Annotated in this window: 15 protein-coding genes and 1 tRNA gene; 2 read left to right on the top strand and 14 right to left on the bottom strand. The window is 56.1% G+C overall.

Features of this window, described 5'->3' with window-relative positions; translation table 11 throughout:
• Window positions 1-137: 137 nt before the first annotated feature.
• Genes trkA through FEF65_RS12455 form a run of 4 tightly spaced genes read right to left on the bottom strand, consistent with a single transcriptional unit; the run spans window position 138 to window position 5,597 of the window.
• Window positions 138-1,508: a Trk system potassium transporter TrkA gene (trkA, locus tag FEF65_RS12470; protein ID WP_138240148.1), complete on the bottom strand. Its 1,371-nt coding sequence runs from the start codon at window positions 1,506-1,508 to the stop codon at window positions 138-140.
• Window positions 1,505-2,902, bottom strand: a complete 1,398-nt coding sequence (locus FEF65_RS12465) for a sigma-54-dependent transcriptional regulator (RefSeq protein ID WP_138240147.1) — start codon at window positions 2,900-2,902, stop codon at window positions 1,505-1,507. Before FEF65_RS12465 ends, trkA begins: the two co-directional genes overlap by 4 nt.
• Window positions 2,899-5,022 (bottom strand): sensor histidine kinase, encoded by a 2,124-nt coding sequence (locus tag FEF65_RS12460; protein ID WP_238701396.1) that lies wholly within the window; start codon window positions 5,020-5,022, stop codon window positions 2,899-2,901. The genes FEF65_RS12465 and FEF65_RS12460 overlap by 4 nt, the downstream gene beginning before the upstream one ends.
• Before the next feature lie 23 nt (window positions 5,023-5,045).
• Window positions 5,046-5,597 carry a DUF4390 domain-containing protein gene (locus tag FEF65_RS12455; RefSeq protein ID WP_238701398.1) on the bottom strand — a complete coding sequence of 184 codons (552 nt, stop codon included), beginning with the start codon at window positions 5,595-5,597 and terminating at the stop codon, window positions 5,046-5,048.
• Between the two features lie 280 nt (window positions 5,598-5,877).
• Here FEF65_RS12455 and FEF65_RS12450 point away from each other — a divergent pair, with 280 nt between their 5' ends.
• The gene (locus tag FEF65_RS12450) at window positions 5,878-6,063 is read left to right on the top strand and encodes a hypothetical protein (RefSeq protein ID WP_138240146.1); all 186 of its coding nucleotides are present in this window, start codon (window positions 5,878-5,880) and stop codon (window positions 6,061-6,063) included.
• Between the two features lie 122 nt (window positions 6,064-6,185).
• Here the strand turns inward: FEF65_RS12450 and uvrA are convergent, their stop codons facing one another.
• From uvrA to FEF65_RS12430, 4 genes are all read right to left on the bottom strand, one after another.
• Window positions 6,186-9,002, bottom strand: coding sequence for an excinuclease ABC subunit UvrA (gene uvrA, locus FEF65_RS12445; protein WP_138240145.1), 2,817 nt, complete (start codon window positions 9,000-9,002; stop codon window positions 6,186-6,188).
• 49 nt (window positions 9,003-9,051) lie between these two features.
• On the bottom strand, window positions 9,052-9,444 hold the full coding sequence (locus FEF65_RS12440; RefSeq protein WP_138240144.1) for a hypothetical protein: 393 nt from the start codon (window positions 9,442-9,444) through the stop codon (window positions 9,052-9,054).
• Window positions 9,445-9,542: 98 nt separating this feature from the next.
• Window positions 9,543-11,672: a hybrid sensor histidine kinase/response regulator gene (locus tag FEF65_RS12435; protein WP_138240143.1), complete on the bottom strand. Its 2,130-nt coding sequence runs from the start codon at window positions 11,670-11,672 to the stop codon at window positions 9,543-9,545.
• A gap of 140 nt (window positions 11,673-11,812) precedes the next feature.
• Complete coding sequence (locus tag FEF65_RS12430) at window positions 11,813-13,654, bottom strand: diguanylate cyclase domain-containing protein (protein WP_138240142.1); 1,842 nt, start codon at window positions 13,652-13,654, stop codon at window positions 11,813-11,815.
• Window positions 13,655-13,834: 180 nt separating this feature from the next.
• On the opposite strand from FEF65_RS12430, the gene FEF65_RS12425 reads away from it, so the two are divergent.
• Entirely contained in the window at window positions 13,835-14,566 is a 732-nt protein-coding gene (locus tag FEF65_RS12425; RefSeq protein ID WP_138240141.1) for a pseudouridine synthase, read from the top strand.
• Between the two features lie 9 nt (window positions 14,567-14,575).
• Here the strand turns inward: FEF65_RS12425 and FEF65_RS12420 are convergent, their stop codons facing one another.
• The 6 genes from FEF65_RS12420 to FEF65_RS13685 form a co-directional block, all read right to left on the bottom strand.
• Window positions 14,576-14,968, bottom strand: a complete 393-nt coding sequence (locus FEF65_RS12420) for a glycine zipper domain-containing protein (protein ID WP_138240140.1) — start codon at window positions 14,966-14,968, stop codon at window positions 14,576-14,578.
• 78 nt (window positions 14,969-15,046) lie between these two features.
• Window positions 15,047-15,886, bottom strand: coding sequence for an adenylate/guanylate cyclase domain-containing protein (locus tag FEF65_RS12415; RefSeq protein ID WP_138240139.1), 840 nt, complete (start codon window positions 15,884-15,886; stop codon window positions 15,047-15,049).
• 285 nt (window positions 15,887-16,171) lie between these two features.
• Window positions 16,172-16,248: transfer RNA gene (locus FEF65_RS12410), tRNA-Pro, on the bottom strand.
• Between the two features lie 56 nt (window positions 16,249-16,304).
• Entirely contained in the window at window positions 16,305-17,237 is a 933-nt protein-coding gene (locus FEF65_RS12405; protein ID WP_138240168.1) for a cell division protein FtsX, read from the bottom strand.
• Window positions 17,238-17,239: 2 nt separating this feature from the next.
• Window positions 17,240-18,052, bottom strand: coding sequence for a cell division ATP-binding protein FtsE (locus FEF65_RS12400; protein WP_238701394.1), 813 nt, complete (start codon window positions 18,050-18,052; stop codon window positions 17,240-17,242).
• Window positions 18,049-18,362, bottom strand: a 314-nt coding sequence (locus tag FEF65_RS13685; RefSeq protein ID WP_238701393.1) for a hypothetical protein, incomplete at its 5' end; no start/stop codon positions are given. The genes FEF65_RS13685 and FEF65_RS12400, both read right to left, overlap by 4 nt.

The following is an 18,362-nucleotide window of genomic DNA, read 5'->3' as shown; positions in this document are numbered from 1 at the left end:
TCCATGTTGAAAACTGCGGCTTATCCTATGGCCTGTTCACAAATATTTCGACGGCATCGATTTGACCTCATTGCACCCGCCTGCAACCACATCAGTATATTAACCAGCCATTGAACATACAGATCAGATCACCCTGATCAGAAAAACTCGAGATGTACTTCGAACAGCTTTTCCACCTGCGGCACAGACTCACTCGTGGTCACGATCAGGACATGATCACGCGCGCGCACCGATACCGAACCATCGGGAATAATAATCTCGCCCCCGCGCAGTATCGCACCGATCACGGTATCGGCAGGCAATTTCAGCGATCGCAACGGCGTATCAAGAATGCTGCTGGTTTCAAGAGCCTCGGCTTCAAGCACCTCAAGCTGCCCGTCCGCCAGTGAGGCCATACCATGAATACGCCCTTTACGAATGTGGCTGAGAATCGTCGCCACCGTTGAAAGACGCGGAGAAACGGTGACATCAAGACCGATCTGACGCACCAGCTGGGTATAAATAGCCCGATTCACCAGTGTCACCACATGGCCAACACCGTAACGTTTGGCGATCAGACTGCCCAGAATGTTGTTTTCATCATCATTGGTCAGCGCGAGGAAGTCGTCCATGCGGTCGACATTTTCTTCTTCGAGAAGTTTACGATCCAGTGCATCACCATGAATCACAACGACATTATTCAGATGCTCCGACAGCCACTCGGCCCTCGCCTCATTGTATTCAATGATTTTAACCTTGGCGCCAGCCAGCTCAAGCTCACGGGCAACCAGATAGCCGATGCGCCCGCCGCCGATAATCATCACGTTACGACCCTGTGGCGTCTGGTAAGAGAGGTCGATGGTATGCATCAATATATCCAGATGCTTTTTCGCCACTGCCACATAGATACTGTCACCGGCAAGCAATACGGTATCGCCTTTCGGCACACGCCAGCGCCCGTTATGCTCATGGGCCACCACATAGATACGAAGATCGCCCATCACCTCGGGCAACTCATTCAGTGCCAGCCCCGCCAGCTTGCCTTTCGGACGCACGGTGAACTCGACCAGCTCAATGGCACCATCAAAAAACTCACGCGCATCGAGTGCACTCGACACATTCAGGCGCCCCATCACCACCTTGGCCGCTTCACCTTCCGGGGAGATCATCTTGTCGATCGGCAGATCATCGCGTCCGAACAGTTCAGGGTGTTTGACGTAATCCTGCTCACGAACACGGGCAAGCTTGGTCGGCACCTTGAACAGGGAGTGCGCCACCTGACAGGCCAGCATATTGACCTCATCGTTCGTCGTGACCGCGATCAACAGATCGGCATGGGCCGCCCCTGCCTGCTCGAGTACAGCCGGGTAGGAAGCCTTGCCGCATACCGTACGCACATCCATCGACTCGGCAATCACCTGCAGGCGTGCTTCATCCTGATCCACCACCGAAACATTGTTTCCCTCGGTCGCCAGACGGCTGGCAATGTGGTAGCCCACCTCACCTGCGCCCAGAATTACCACATTCATAACATATCCTTCTGTACCGGCATCAGGGCAAACGATTTGATCTTGCGATGCAACTGGCTGCGTTCCATGCCGATATCCGCTGCAGTACGACTGATATTCCACTCATGCTGCTCAAGCTTTTGCAGCAAAAAACTACGTTCAAATGCCTCACGGGCCTCATGAAAGGTCTCCGCGTCAATCGAACTTCCGGCCACTGCAGCCACATGCCCCCTGGGCTGCGTCACGGCCTGATCAGGCGGCAACATATTGGCTGTATTCATCTCTTCTCCCGGCATCAGGATGTGGCAACGCTCAATATAATTGCGCAACTCCCTGACGTTACCCGGCCAGCGATATCCGGCCAGCTCAGCCAGCACTGCCGGTGTAAAGCGAACCGGCTCGCCCCCCAGCTCTCTTGCCTGCTCTCTGGCCAGAGTTTCCACCAGCAAAGGAATATCCTCTTTTCTTTCGCGCAGAGCGGGCATATGAATGGAGACCACATTCAGGCGATAATAGAAATCTTCACGCAACTGCCCGTCACGCAAAACCCGCTCCAGATCACTGGCACTGGCCGCAATCAGGCGTACATTACACGGTAGCTGGGCAGGGTTACCAAGTCGCTGAACGGAACGCTCCTGCATCACCCGCAGCACTTTTGCCTGCGCGCTCAAACTCAGCTCCGTCACCTCATCAAAAAAAAGCGTACCGGTATGCGCCGCCTCAAAACGGCCACGCTGACTGTGCAATGCACCGGTAAAGGCGCCCTTTTCATGTCCGAAAAGCTCGGAGTCCATGCGATTGGCGGGTACACTCGCCGTATTGACCTCGACAAACGGTTTATCCTTGCGCCTGGATGCGGCATGCAGAAGGCGCGCAGCCACCGCCTTGCCTGTACCATGCTCACCTAGAATCAATACCGGCGACTCACTCTGGGCCACACGCCCGATCAGTGACTTCACCTCGGCAATGGCCTTGCTGCTACCAATCAGCTCCTGTCGGCTCTGATGCAGGTGCTCCTGCCGTTTCAGGTCGCTGTTCTCCTGCTCAAGCCTTCGCTTCTGCACGGCATTGCGCACAAGAATGGAGAGTCGATCAAAGGAGAGCGGCTTTTCGACAAAATCAAATGCACCCTGGCGCGTTGCCCGCACCGCGGTATCGATCGTGGCATGGCCGCTCATCATAATCACCGGCAAGCCTTCATCCACCTGACGGATACGGCTGAGTGTCTCCAGCCCGTCAATGCCCGGCATCCAGATATCCAGCAGCACACAATCAACCGGCTGCTTGCGCAAACGGGCAATCGCCTCCTCTCCGGAAGCTGCACAGACGACCAGATACTCTTCGTCTTCAAATAACCCCTGCAATGACTCACGTATCGGTTGTTCGTCATCAACAATCATAATCCGTGATGTCATGCCCCCTCCCCGGCCGCTACTCTCGGCAATCGCAAACAGAAATGTGTCGGTTTCGCTAGTGAAACAAGTAACAGATCGCCATTATGGTCTTCAGCAATACGCTTGGCTATCGCCAGTCCCAATCCGGAACCGTTACTCTTGGTAGAATAGTAAGCTTCAAACAAACGAGCTGCGGCCTGCTCATCAATGCCGGCCCCGTCATCCGTCACATGCCACTCCACCCATTCGTCCGTCAACCCGGCATACAAACAGATCATCTGTCCCTCTTCTGTCGCTGAAACGGCATTATCCATCAGATTGATCAGCACCTGTCGCACCTGATCCGGGTCGCACATGCTCTGCCACTGCTCATCACATAATCGGACTGAAACCCGGTGATAACCGTGAAAGAGGTCATTCATTTCCCTCAACAGCAGATTCACCGATACCATGCGCAACTTCGGCTGCGGCATCCGCGCCAGCGTCGAAAAGTCGGCGATCAGCCGCTGCAAGCGCTCCACCTGTCCGATAATGGATTGCGTACAGGCATCAAACACCTGCTCATTATCCACCTGCACACGAAAACGCCGCTGCAATCGCTCCGCCGACAACTTGATCGGCGTCAACGGGTTCTTGATCTCATGGGCCAGACGGCGGGCAACTTCCGCCCAGGCGCGATTGCGCTGCGCCTCGGCAAGTTCGGAAATATCGTCAATCACCAGCAGAAAGCCGGTAAATCCCGAGCCACTGGCATTGAGACGAGCTCCGCGTGCCAGCACATGGACCTCCCGGTTATCGGGCAGACTGATATCAAACTCACGCTGTAGATGCTCTTCATGCTGGTGCCTGAGTTCATCATAAAAATCACCAATATCCTGCAGATTTCCATGGCTGGCCTGCAACAGATCGACACCGGGTGTCCAGCTTGCGGGCAGATGAAGAATATCGCGCACCGCCTGATTCAACAGACGCACCCGCCCTTCACTGTCCACCAGCAGCACTCCGGTATGCAGGTTGGCCAGCAGAGCCTCCAGCACATACTGACGCTGACGGGTCGTATCAAGCGCCTTGGTCAGTTCATGCTGAGCCTGATCAATCTCATCGGCATGACGCTTCAGACGCGTGGTCATTTTGTTAAAGGAGCGCACCAGCGAACCCAGCTCATCCTGCGGCGCTTCGATAATCGCCACATCCAGATCGCCTTCGGTCACCCGGCGAAGGGCATGGGCCAGATCACCAATCGGCGCGGTCAGACGGCGGGCAAACATCAGCCCGACAAGGCCGGCCAGCACCAGCACAATCAGTGTCACAAACAGCATCGCATGGGTAAATGTCTGGGCAATCGCCTGTCTGTTGTGCTCCAGCTGGCGATAATTTCGATAATCGGCCTCAACCGAGCGGGCATCCTGAATCACGCCCGAAGGCATCTTCATCTCCACCCGCAATAAACCAACCACGGTAGAGGCCGCAAGCAACGGGGCATAGCCCACCACCACTTCACCATCCTCTCCGGTTTTCATCTCTGTCGCCACCCGTCCAAGACGCATGGAGAGGCGGGCGGCATCACTCAAAGGCTCGGGCTCCAGTGAGCTGAGCTCTCCCACCTGCACACCACTGATCTGCCGCTCATTGATATCAAACAGCTCGGCCTTGCGCCAACCCTCTTTCTCACGCACTTCGGCCAGATATGCACTGGTTGCCAGATACTCCATATTACCACTGGCTGCAGCCACCAGCACACCATCGCTGACATAACCGACCAGGCTGCGCTTCATATCCTTTTCCAGGCGCTCATAAAAACCCTGAGCCAGATTCAGGGCCCGGTCCAGCAAGGTATCAACACGGACATCAAACCAGACATCCATTCCCCGCTCTACCATCTGACTGGCTGCCAGCTGAATCACCATGGCAGGTACCAGCAGCATGCCCACCAGCCCCACAACCAGTTTCGCCCGCAAGCGTGAGCCGGGGCGAGGCTCACTCCGCTGGCGAAGCAGGCGAATACCATAACGCAGCAACAGCAGCGTCAGCACCAGCATGACGGATACGTTAATCCAGCCCAGAAGTCCCACATCATCGCCGGCAGTTGGCCAGACCAGAACGGTGACAGATATAAGTACCGAGGCCATGATCAGTGGCATCAACCGCATCACCTCAAAACGCCTCACTGCAGCTTAAAATCCTGCTGCAACACTGCCTGGGCCGGGTGCCATATCCCCGACCACCAGGCTTCCTTGATTTCACCATGATACACTTCAACCCGGATCGTCATGCGATAGGGAACACCGGCAGCCAGAAGTGAGCTGTCGAGGACGGGGAACTGTTCAATATCAGTGAGAAAAGAGATGGCCTCATCAAGCATATAGACACGACGTGAAATACCACTGGCATCATCGAACAACAGCCAGCTGCGCGACAGCAGATCAGGCTCCACCCGGCGGCTGACAGTGATATCGGCAATCCCCTTGTTCGGCCAGTACTCGCGCAGCATCGCCACCTGAAAATGCCATATTGTCGTTGCTACTATCCCATCCTTGAGCGCCATGGTGATCGCCTGGCGCTCAACCTGAATGCGGGCGGTACAGTGAATCACCTGAGGATCGACATGCACTTCCATGCTGTCTGCCCCTGCTGCCTGTACAGGACGTGGCAAAAGAGCAAGGCCAGCCACCAGGAGCAGGGCCAACCACCATCGAAAATGCACACGCCACAACATCACCGCCGGAGTGTAGCAGCAGAACGAAGACAGTTCGACGGGCAATAAAAAAGGCCCCGGCGAATGCCGGGGCCTGATGTCTGACGAAATACCAGGGAGGGGAGGGAGGAACGGCGTCAGACAGGACGAACGATAGCCATTCCCCCCTGATGAACGAATGAAGCAGCAGTTAAATCTTTTTCATCGAAGCAATTAAAAACATCAGTCCGTTCACCTGACCACGGCAACATCATCCGGACCACAATCCGGCCGGCTCTCCAGCTCCGCCCGGAAGTGCGGCATGAGTACAGAGATTCCTTATGGAGATGCTGATTTATTGCCATCCTGGCAAAAACCAGTTCGCAAAGACAAAAGCGTGACAAAGAGGCAGGAAGCCGCTTGGACGGCCAAGGGCCGCCCGCAGGGCGAGGGCATGATGCCCGAGTCATTTTGTCTTTGCTTACAAATCAGGCACTTACGCGTCTGATTTGACTCGCTGCATCCTGCAGCTTACCTGGCGGCGGCAAAGCCGTCCAATCCGGCTATCCTGCCGGATTGTGGCGCCCGTCCATGGCTCGCTAAGGAAGCGCCGAATGAATCAGCGCTTCCTTATGCCTCCAGCATCCGTCCAAGATATCGCCCGGTGAACGACGCCTGGCAGGCTGCCACCTCGGCCGGTGTACCGGCCACCACGATTTCGCCGCCCCGGTCCCCGCCCTCGGGGCCCATATCGACAATCCAGTCAGCGGTTTTAATCACATCAAGGTTATGCTCAATGATAATCATCGTGTTACCCCGATCGACCAGCGCATGTAATACATCCAGCAACTTGGCCACATCATGAAAATGCAGTCCAGTTGTCGGCTCATCCAGGATATAAAGGGTATCGCCGGTGGATCGACGTGCCAGCTCCCGAGACAGCTTGATGCGCTGCGCCTCACCACCGGAAAGGGTTGTCGCCGACTGGCCAAGCTGAATATAGCCCAACCCCACCTGCTGCAACGTCGCCAGCCTATGCTTCAACGGTGAAATAGCCGCAAAGAAATCCAGCGCATCATCCACGGTCATCTGCAATACATCATCGATGGTTTTACCCTTATAACGAATATCCAGCGTCTCACGATTATAGCGCCGCCCCTGACAGGCCTCGCAATGGACATAGACATCAGGCAAAAAGTGCATCTCCACCCTGATAATGCCGTCGCCCTGGCAGGCCTCACAGCGACCGCCCTTGACATTAAACGAAAAACGGCCGGCCTTGTAGCCACGGGCCCTCGCCTCCGGCACCTGGGCAAACAGCTCGCGAATGGTGGTAAAAATACCGGTATAGGTAGCAGGATTGGAACGGGGGGTACGACCGATCGGGCTCTGATCAATATCAATCACCTTGTCGATGTGGGAGGTACCGATCAAACCGGCATGGGCTCCGACCCGTTCGGTTTTCAGACCGCGTGCACGGGCGAAGGCCCGAAACAGCGTATCATTGGTCAGCGTCGATTTGCCCGAGCCGGATACACCGGTGACACAGGAGAGTCTTGCCAGCGGAAACTCCGCCCTCACTCCTTTCAGGTTGTGTTCGCAAGCCCCGTCCACACCGATTATCGGATGATTTTTCGGCACATCCCGCCTCGTTGCCACACCAATCCGGCGACGGCCGGTCAGATAGTCGGCTGTCAGGGTTTCCGCTTTCAGAATATCTTGCAGCCGCCCTGCCGCCACCACATGACCACCGTGACTGCCGGCAGCGGGCCCCATATCGATAATCCAGTCGGCATGACGGATCGCATCCTCATCATGTTCAACCACCACCACCGAATTACCCAGATCACGCAGGCGTTTCAGTGTGGCCAGCAGACGATCATTGTCGCGCTGATGCAGGCCGATGGAAGGCTCATCAAGGATATAAAGAACACCGACCAGCGCCGAGCCGATCTGGGTGGCCAGCCGGATACGCTGGGCCTCCCCACCGGAGAGGGTACCGGAGGTGCGGGCAAGACTCAGGTAATCGAGCCCGACCTCAATCATAAACCCGATGCGTGATCCAATCTCCTCCAGCACCTTGTCGGCAATCGCGCGCTGCTGCTCGGAGAGCTGCAGGGAGCCAATCCAGCCATGCAGCTCGCGCAGCGGCATGGCTACCACCTCAGGCAACGTCAGCTCACCCACCCGCACATGGCGGGCAGCCCGCCCCAGCCGTGAACCGGCACACACCGGGCAATCGATCGCATTGATGTATTTTTCCAGGGCTTCGCGCACATCATCCGAGGTCGTTTCCCGGTAGCGGCGTTCAAGATTCGGAATCACCCCCTCGAACGGACGCTCCACCACACGATCCTGTCCCGGCGTCTGATAGACAAAACGGATACTCTTTTTACCCGTACCATAGAGAAAAACCTTTCGCGCGGCCTCCGGCAGTGCAGAGAAAGGCGTATCCATATCCACGCCCACAGATTCAGCAACCGCCTCAAGGGTTTGACGATACATGATTGTTTCACGCCCGCCCCATGGTTCAATTGCCCCCTCGGCCAGGGTCAGGCGGCCATCAGGTACCACCAGCTCGGGGTCAAATACCGTACTGCTGCCCAATCCGTCACAGGAGGGGCAGGCACCGACAGGTGAGTTGAACGAAAACAGGCGCGGTTCAATTTCCGGGTATGAAATACCGCAATCAGCGCAGGCAAACCGCTCGGAGAAGACCAGCTCATCCGCATCGATCAGCGCCAGCATCATGCCTTCGCCATAACGCAGCGCTGTTTCAACCGAATCGGCAAGGCGGGTACGTATCCCCTCCCTGACCACCAGACGATCGACAACCAGCTCAATGTTATGTTTGATATTTTTCGCCAGTGGCGGCACATCCTCAACAGCCATCACCTCGCCATCGATACGCACCCGCACAAAGCCATCCTTGCCCGCCTTCTCCAGCTCCTTGCGAAACTCACCCTTACGGGCACGCGCAATCGGCGCCAGCAGCTGCAACTTTGTGCCCTCAGGCAAAGCCTCAAGCTGATCGATAATGATACTGGCTGACTGGGCCGCAATCGGCTTGCCACAGCCATAGCAGAACGGCTGGCCGACACGGGCAAACAGCAGCCTGAGATAATCATACACCTCGGTAATCGTTCCGACTGTTGAACGGGGATTTCGGCTGGTCGTTTTCTGCTCAATCGAAATCGCAGGCGACAACCCCTCGATAGCATCCACATCCGGGCGCTCCATCATACCAAGGAACTGGCGCGCATAGGCAGAGAGCGACTCCACATACCGGCGCTGCCCTTCAGCATACAGGGTATCAAAAGCCAGACTCGATTTACCCGAACCGGATACACCTGTGATCACCACCAGGCTGTTGCGCGGAATCTGCAGCGAAATATTTTTCAGATTATGGACCCGTGCCCCCTCGACACGGATAACAGACTCACTCATTACCACTCCTTACAAAAAACCATCTGACACAGTCGATGACTTCTATACATTAGCGTGCATAGCGGATGGCATAAGCGGTCACCACACCCCATATCCAGTTGGCAAACAGCACCACCGCAGGCGTCAGCAAGCCCAGATCGATCCCGCCCATACCCTTGTGCAATTTGACCGGAAAAAAATAAAACAGCTGGGCTGCCGTTGGCAGCAAACTCAGCAGGCTGCCCTTAAGCAGGGTTCTTGTATCCATAAACGGCAACATAAACAACAGCCCCCACAAACCGCCCCATACCAGACGCGGATAGAGCCAGGCCGGAGTCAGTGCCGGGGCAATCGACACCCCGAGCCTGTGGGTCAGGCCAAAGTCACCGGCACTCCAGATCACAAGACTGTTGGCCAGCGCCCCCAGACAACCAGCGGCAAAACAGATATAGACTTTTTTCACCATGCGCCTCCTGAACCTGCCTGCAAAGAGATGACCCGCGACAAACGCGCCATCCGGGCAGTGCACATTCCATCACGGGATTACAGATGCACTGAAAGCTACCGGCAAATGGTCTGAGCGACGACAGCCAGCAATTTACGGGCATCGACTGGCTTGGTGATATAGGCATCGAAACCGGCGGCAAGCCCTTTATCGCCATCACCCTTCATCGCATTGGCCGAGGCCGCAACCACCGGAATATCACGGGTTTCAGGCATATTTTTCAATACCGACAGGGCCTGGTAACCATCCATCCCCGGCAGATTAATATCCATCAGAATCAGATCCGGCAATGCATTGCGGGCCAGAGCAATACCCTCTTCCGCACTGGCGGCCTCAAGCAGATGAAGCGAGGTACGACTGGCCACCAGGCGTCGCATCACCCAACGGTTCACCTCATTATCCTCAATATACAGCAGTGTTGCCTCAGTTGCCGGCAGCTCCGTCGTAGCCAACGCATCGATCATAGCGACATCACGATCGGCACAGACAGGAAACTCGACCCAGAAGGTACTGCCTCTGCCAACCGTACTGGAGAAACCGATACTGCCTCCCATCGCCTCAACGATGCGGCGGGTAATCACAAGACCGATGCCGGTTCCCTCCACCGTCCCTCGCTCGGCCCCCAGACGGTCAAATGCGTTAAAAATACGGCTTTGAGCAGCAGCATCAATGCCTTTGCCCGTATCGGTGACGCTGATTCGAATGCGTCCATGCTCAACCCGGGCGGCAAGGGTCACCGTACCCGATGGCATATTATATTTCACCGCATTGGAGAGCAGATTGATCAGTGTCTGATTCAAGCGCACTGCATCGACATGAATCCTTACAGCCTCCACCCCCGCGAATGCACTGAGGAGCCGGATCTGCTGTTTTTTTGCAATCGGCGCAATCAGGGCAAGGCTATGATCAATGACCGACTTCACCTCCACCGGCTCCAGAGTCAAATCCATGTTACCGGACTCAATGCGAGCCAGGTCGATCAGATCATTGACCAGGGCAAGCAGGTGATGGCCGGCCCGCTCGATTTCACCGGCACAGTTACGCGTATCTTCGGACAGTGTTTCATCCATCACAAACAGCTGTGAAAAGCCGAGAATGGCATTCAAAGGCGTGCGCAATTCATGGCTCATGCTGGCCAGAAACTCGCTCTTGGCCCGACTGGCTCTTTCCGCCACATCGCGCGCCTCTTCGAGTTCACGGCGCGAGCGGGCAAGATCGGTGATATCACGTGTGACAATCACCACATGGGTCACCTCACCGGATTGTTGGCGGTATGGATAGCAGGCGATAAAACATTCGCGCCCCCCGATAGAGGGAAAATCAATCGTCGTCTGCAATGACTCCTGCGTGCCGGCAGAAAAACAGCGCGTCAGCGCCTCAGTCACCTCCAGAGGAGCCTGCCAGACCGACTCCACCCGCTCACCGACCACCGATTCACGTGCCTTCCCCATCATCCGGCACCAGCTGTCATTCACCGCCTCATAACGACGATCATGGCTGATCACCCCCATCAGGTCGGATACGGTGTTGGCTATAAACTCGTAACGCCGGAGTTCGCTCTCCCGCCACTGCATCTCATGACGCAAACGAATATTGTTGTGTTCGGACACAGAAAACCGCCGGGCACTGACTGCCATAAAAGCCAGAAATGCCAGCACTGCCGCCAGCGTCGAAAGTGCCACGCCATTATCGGCCGTGCCCAACTGATAAAACAACGGCACCAGCATCGGTACGGTAAAGCCGTAGAGCGACAGGTCATCCACCGATAGCGATGCCATGGCTCCGGCCATCAATCCTGTCAGGGCGAAACAAAGCAGCAGCTGCTTTTCAATATCACCATCCGGAAAAAGCAGCAGACTTGCCAGCCCCCACACACACCCTGTGGCCATGGCACCGAAGCGAAACCGGTATAGCCAGATGTGGCTGTTCGCCTCATCAAGCGGAGTACGCCTCTCCTGCAGTGAAATCAGTGCGCGATAGCATAGGGCAGCCATCAGCAAACCACCCCACAACCAGGCGCGATGATCGGTCGTGTGACCGGCCAGAACGGGAATCAATGCAGCCGCAATCAGGAAATGGCTGAGAATGGCCAGTGGCAATCCTGCATATAGCAAGCGCACCCGATCAGCGGCCATGGCAGCTGTCATCGCAGCGAAATGCTGGCTGCTTAACGGCCCGGTACTCATGGCCGCAGGGCCCCTCTACACCACCACGATCAGACAGCATCCGCATTGCTTCACCTCGCACAACAAGCCCGCTGCCAATGACAAGCAAGAGCGGGTCCAAACATGCCTGATGGCAAGCGTAACGCGGCCGGAGTGAATCGTTATGGATTGAGCAACGACGGCCTGAACATACAATAGGTATTACGCCCCTGCCGTTTTGCTTCATAAAGTGCCTTATCGGCATAAAGAATCAGCTCATCAGCACCCGCAGCATCCGCCGGGTAGGTCGCAATACCAATACTGGTACCAATACGGATCTCGTGTGCATCAATGATGATCGGCTCGATGATCTTTTCGATAATGCGCTGCGCATACTGCTGCGCACTGCTGCGACTATCCGGATGCACCAGCAATACAGCAAACTCATCTCCACCGAAACGGGCCACCACATCCGTCTCGCGACTGTAACGGGTAAACAGCCCGGCCACGGCTTTTAACACCTTGTCCCCGACCTGATGGCCGTAGAGATCATTCACCGGCTTGAACATATCGAGATCCAGCAGTATCAGTGCCAGCTCCTTATGCTCGCGTTTTGCCAGCTTGAGCGCCTCCTCAAAACGCTGGTGAAACTGGTTACGATTGGCAAGGCCGGTCAGCTGGTCGGTCATGGCCAGGCGGTGTATCGCATCCTGGGCCTCTTTTCGCCCGGTGATATCCTGCACCGTACCATCGGAACGAATCACCTGGCCATCGGCACTATACTGATGCGCACACATTTCATGCACCCAGCGAACCTCGCCGGTATCCCGGCGCACAATCCTGTGCTCGATATTGTACGGAAAACGGCCCTCCAGCGATCCCTGGTACTGCTCTTTGACATATTCCAGGTCATCCGGATGCACCGCATCGAGAAAGGCGGAAAAGCTGGCCCTGAACTGATCGACCGGCATACCAAAAATATTATAAATCTCATCCGACCAGAGCAGCTTGTCCGTCAATAAATCCAGACTCCAGCTACCGATACCGGCAATCTTCTGGGCCTGCTGCAGCGCGCTTTCAATACTCTTGCGCTCGGTAATATCCGTTCGAATCGCAATATACTGGAATGGCTCCCCCTGCTCATTCAGGCAGGGAACAATCGTTGCACTGACCCAGTAATGGTCACCATTTCTTTTTTTGTTTTTGATTTCACCATGCCATACCTGACCCGATGTAATGGTTTGCCACATATCATCATAAAATGCATTCGCGTGCTCGTCAGATTTTAATATCCTGTGATTCTGCCCCAGCAACTCCGCCTGCGAATAACCGCTGATATCGCAAAATTTGCGGTTGGCATAGGTGATATTCCCGTTCACATCGGCCACACTGACAATGGCGTGGTGATCGAGTGTCTCCTTCTGAAACATCAATTCCCTGTTCATCGCCTTTAACTGCTGCTCTTTCGAGCGCAGTTCAATCGCCATCGACAACACCCCGGCACAACGACAAAGAAACGCAAACTGCGCCTCATCACGCGCCGTACCATGCGGCAGATAAAACACCAGCACACCAAGCACCTGCCCTTCGGCAAGAATCGGAATATTATAGTGACCATGGGGCTGCATGCCGGGGTAAATAATCTCATGGGCGGTATCGATACAGGCCGCGTGAATCGGCTCCCCTGTCTGCGCCGCCCGACCACACAGGCACTCGCCGAAGCGAACCGTGCCGCAGCGCTGACGGACCTCTTCGCCCAGATTGCGCTCAGCCACCAGCTGCAATACAGAAGCGCCATTCACGCCTTTCCCGGTCAGGAAAATTCCCGCCTTCGGCAGCAGCGACAACCAGCTTAATGACAACAGACGATCCAGACAGCTTGCGAGCATCTGCTCAAGCGGCTGATGACCGGATACGATACCGAACAGCTCGATCAGTGCATGTTCATTTTCGGCGATTCGGCAATCACCATTTAACGCCTGTGCATCCTGCATCCACCACTCCTGTCCGTCAGCAAGCCTCATCCCGGGAAAAAATATCAGATGACTGCCGATATCTCCAGCCGCCAACCTTTAACCCGTACAGCATCCGGCCAGACACATTCGAGACTGTGAAAATCTCACGTGATGATCATCACCCACTGGACGCCGAAGATCACTGCCGTTAGCAATTACCGGGCCGACTTTAGCGGCAGGAGATCACAGATGAGCCGCCAGGAAAAACAAGAACGCCTTGACAAGCTGCTGTCCAACCTCGGATATGGTGCACGCAACGATGTCCGCCACTGGATCAAGGCCGGCTGGATTTCTGTGGCCGGAGAGCCGGCCACATCACCGGCGCAAAAAGTGTACGCATCCGAGGTGCGCCTCGAGGATGAACCGCTCGATCATCCGGACGGACTGACCATCATCTATCATAAACCGCTGGGAACAGTCTGCTCACGCAAGGAAAATGGCCGCCTGATCTATGAAGATTTTCCCGCCCGCTGGATTGACCGCAAGCCTCCGTTATCCCCGGTTGGCAGGCTCGACAAGGAAACCACAGGACTATTGATCGTCACCGATGACGGCATGCTCAATCACCGCCTGACAAGCCCGAAACAACACATATCCAAAACCTATGCCGTGACTCTTGCCGAACCACTGAATGGCGGTGAAGTGGCGCTGTTTGCCGCCGGTACCCTGCTGCTCGACAACGATGATCGCCCCTGCATGCCGGCAGAACTGGTCGTTCATTCAGCAACCGAGGTATCACTAACCCTGCATGAGGGGCGCTACCATCAGGTTCGCCGGATGTTCGCCGCCACCGGCAATCATGTGGTCACACTTGAGCGCAGCCACATAGGTCAATTGTCACTGCTGGCAACGGCGCTGCAAGCGGGCGAATTCAAGGTCACCACTGCGGATGCACTGATGGAACTCATTCAGCCGGAATAAAGCAGATCGTCAGTCGCGCTCGCGGTGGTGGTCATAGCCGCCATCGCGACCACGATCATGCTCTGAGCGATAGGAAGAGCGCTGCTCCTCGCGATAGCGGGACTCTTCGGCATGCCCCTCATCAGAACCGCGCCCGGACTGATCACCGGAAGCATGAGCCGTCTGTGGCGCACGATCGGCTCCGATCATGGCCCCTGCCAGCGAACCGAGTGCACCGCCAATCAGCGCCCCCTCCACCGGCCTGTGATTGGCAGCGCCGACAGCAGCACCTGCCGCAGCACCTGCCGCAGCACCTGCCGCAGCACCCACCACGGCTCCCTGTGCGGTTGTACGCTGCTGATAATCACTGACACATGCTGACATCATCACCAGCACTCCCATCGAAACAAGCCACTTCATCATACTCTCTCCTTCCGGTCTGCATGCATCAACCGTGTGTGAAACATCCTGTTGTTGGCGAAAGGCCAAAGTCACCTCACTCTATGAGCGAAACATATTGCGCATACGCGCCGACAAACTTGACTCAAGCCCCAGCTGCTTGGGCGACACCTCATACAGCGTACTCACCCCCACCCCTTTCAGACTGACATTTTTCGGAGCGCCAATAAGAATGTCATCGGAATAGTCACGAATTTTTGTATGAATCAGGCCGTAAACAATCTCATCAATCAGAATCTGGTTACGACGGGCATGGGTCTGGATACGTGCCCCTTTATCCATCGCATGACCGATATAATCCTTCGGCTTGCCCGGGATCTCCTTGACATAGCCACAGGTGATACCGATCCGGTAATTCATCGAACCCACCACTTTCTTCAGCTTTTTTCTGTGACTGGCAATCCCCCGCTTGATCAACAGCGATGCCATGACCGCATCAATCGCATGCTCGAACACCACCATCACACCATCACCCAGGCGCTTGACCACCTGGCCATTCTGCTGACGCACAGCATCTTCACAGATATCGCAGAACAGGCGGTTGCGCATATACCCCTTGGTATGCCCCATCGAACGCTTGTATTCGGTTGAACTCTCGAGATCCGTAAACATAATGCATTTATAGTGATCTTTCGTGGTGGCAATGACATTCGTCACCTCGCCGATGATACGATCCAGGTCAATCACCTGTGCCTCGACACGACTGGCCGCTGCCGATGCCGCCAGTTGCGGCAGTACAACCGCCTCGTCGACCACAACCGCGACAGAGGTCGATTGCTTTTTGGTCGCTGCTGACTCCGCTGTCACTTTGGCTGCCTGCTTTTTGATCGGTACAACCCGCAATGCCTCATCACTGTTTTCCTGTTTACGTACTGCACTCATTCTCCCTCCCCGGTGTGATCTGGATCGCGCCAATCTTGATGGCGCCCGGAAACGGTGCGAACACCGCTCCCCTTCAGGCGAAGAACTCTGACAGTGATACCATGGTTATCTGTGACGCAGGTCGCACAGGGGCAATCATGTTCAAGGGTGCTCTGATGTGCCTCGGTTGCAGTCCATGAGCGACATGGCAAACGGCGCCTGAGCAGTCAACGCCGCTATAGCAAAGCGAATCAATTTGAATGTGAAATGTTGAGGATGTTCAGAAGTTACATTTGAGATAAAAAATGGTCGGGGTGAGAGGATTCGAACCTCCGGCCTTACCGTCCCGAACGGTACGCGCTACCAGGCTGCGCCACACCCCGACTAGGCTGTGAGCGGGCGGCATATTAGGCGCGGATGTTGCCTCCGGCAAGCACGATTATGCTGCGGTTTCGGCAGAAACCACCCGGGCGGTGGCAATCAGTGCACCAACCGTGCCGACCACTCCGCCGCCGATCAACAACGCCGGCAGCAACAGCCACAGACTCAGCTCCACCTGCATGGTCAGCAGCCACTCTCGGCTGAACAGATCAATCGGCCACAGCAGGATCCATGCAGCCACACCGGCAGCTACACCAAGCACCATACCCTCAAGAATAAACGGCATACGGACAAACCACTCCTTTGCCCCCAGCAGTCGCATCAGATGAATCTCATCAGCCCGCGCCAGCAACGTCATCCGCAATGTGTTGGAGATAATCAGCGCCATCGCCAGTGCCAGCACCAGAGAGGCAAACCAGACCAGCCATGATGCCTTGGACAACCAGTAGTGGGCACGCGCCAGATTCACCTCGTCCTCATTCACCCGGGCCCCGAAACGACTGGCCGCATCCCGTATATCATCGAATAAAAAGGGAGCATTTTCATCGGTCAGGGACAACTCAAAGGTCAGAGGCAGACGTTTCACCAGCTCTCCTGTTTCAAGATCGGCATCATGCAACCACCCCTGCATCCAGGCTGCCGCCTCCTCGGCTGAAATACGGCGCACCGATGCAACCTGACTAATCGTCTGTAACGCTTCCTGCAACTTGTCGGCCGAACCTGCAGCACTGCCGTGATCATCTGACAGATAAACATGAATATGGATATCCTGTTGCCAGCTGCCCACCCATTGATTGGCCGCCTGTAATCCCAGCCATATTGCACCGACCGCCCACAAGGCGATGCAGACAATGACCACCGCCAGAACCTGGTGAATACCAAATGGCGGCAGATTGAAGCCTCCCGGCAAACGCGGGTGCACCTGATCAGGCACATGCGGCTGCGCACTCACACCATGGGTATCAATCACCTGTCGGTTCATCGGATCCATACTCACCAGTTATCTCCCGCCAGCATGCCACCGTGCAGTTGTATCACCCGCCCGGGATGGGACTCCAGCAGATGCAGGTCATGTGTAGCCATAATCACCGTAGCACCATGGCGATTCAGATCCATCAGATAATCCAGAACCCGCCTGGCTGTATCGGCATCAAGGTTACCGGTCGGCTCATCAGCCAGAATCAGGGGCGGATTGGCCGTCATCGCACGGGCAATGGCAACACGCTGCTGCTCACCGCCGGAGAGCGCCTCAGGATAGGACCATAAACGATCTGCCAGCCCCACATAGGTGAGCACTTTGCGTACACGCGGAATCAGCCGCTCAGTCTGCCACCCCTGTACGCGCAACGGCAGCGCCACGTTCTCAAAGACTGTACGTGAAAAGAGAAGCCGGTGATCCTGAAAAATAATGCCCGTGCGGCGCCGGATATCGCGCACTTTTGCGTCATTGGCATCACGCATATCCAGCCCCTGCACAATCAGCGTGCCGGAGGTCGGGCGTATGCCCCCATAAAACATGCGCATCAGCGATGATTTGCCGGCACCACTTTCACCGATCATATAGACAAACTGCCCCTGCGGGATCTCGAGCGTAATACCGGAAAGCGCTATTTTACCCGTCGGATAGCGGAGCATCAGGTGTTGCATCTGGATCAGGGGCTGTTCATGTGACATGACGGCAACGGTAGCCATGACACCGGCCAATGTCACCCCGGGAGAGGAGGTACATGTACCGCCGGCAATGCCGCCCAGGGCAATTCGATGGCAGAACAGCAAAGCGTTACAACCGGCAGACTTGCAACTCACGCCCGAGCGCTCAATATAGCGACATGCGCCTTGTTTGCCCCCATTGTCAGGCTGACTACACCTTTCCGGATGACTGTGTAACGGCTGCATTCACCTGCTATCGCTGTCACCACGAGCTGGAGATACCGGCACAGCCGGCTGCCGCAGAGCTCCCCCCCGCCGAGCCCGCCGAGCCCGCCGAGCCCGCTGAGTCCGCTGAGTCCGCTGAGTCCGCTGAGTCCGCTGAGTCCGCTGAGTCCGCTGAGTCCGCTGAGTCCGCTGAGTCCGCTGAGTCCGCTGAGTCCGCTGAGTCCGCTGAGTCCGCTGAGTC

Source organism: Mariprofundus erugo (assembly GCF_005818865.1).
Lineage (GTDB): Bacteria > Pseudomonadota > Zetaproteobacteria > Mariprofundales > Mariprofundaceae > Mariprofundus > Mariprofundus erugo.
This window is presented reverse-complemented; position numbering and strand designations above follow the sequence as displayed.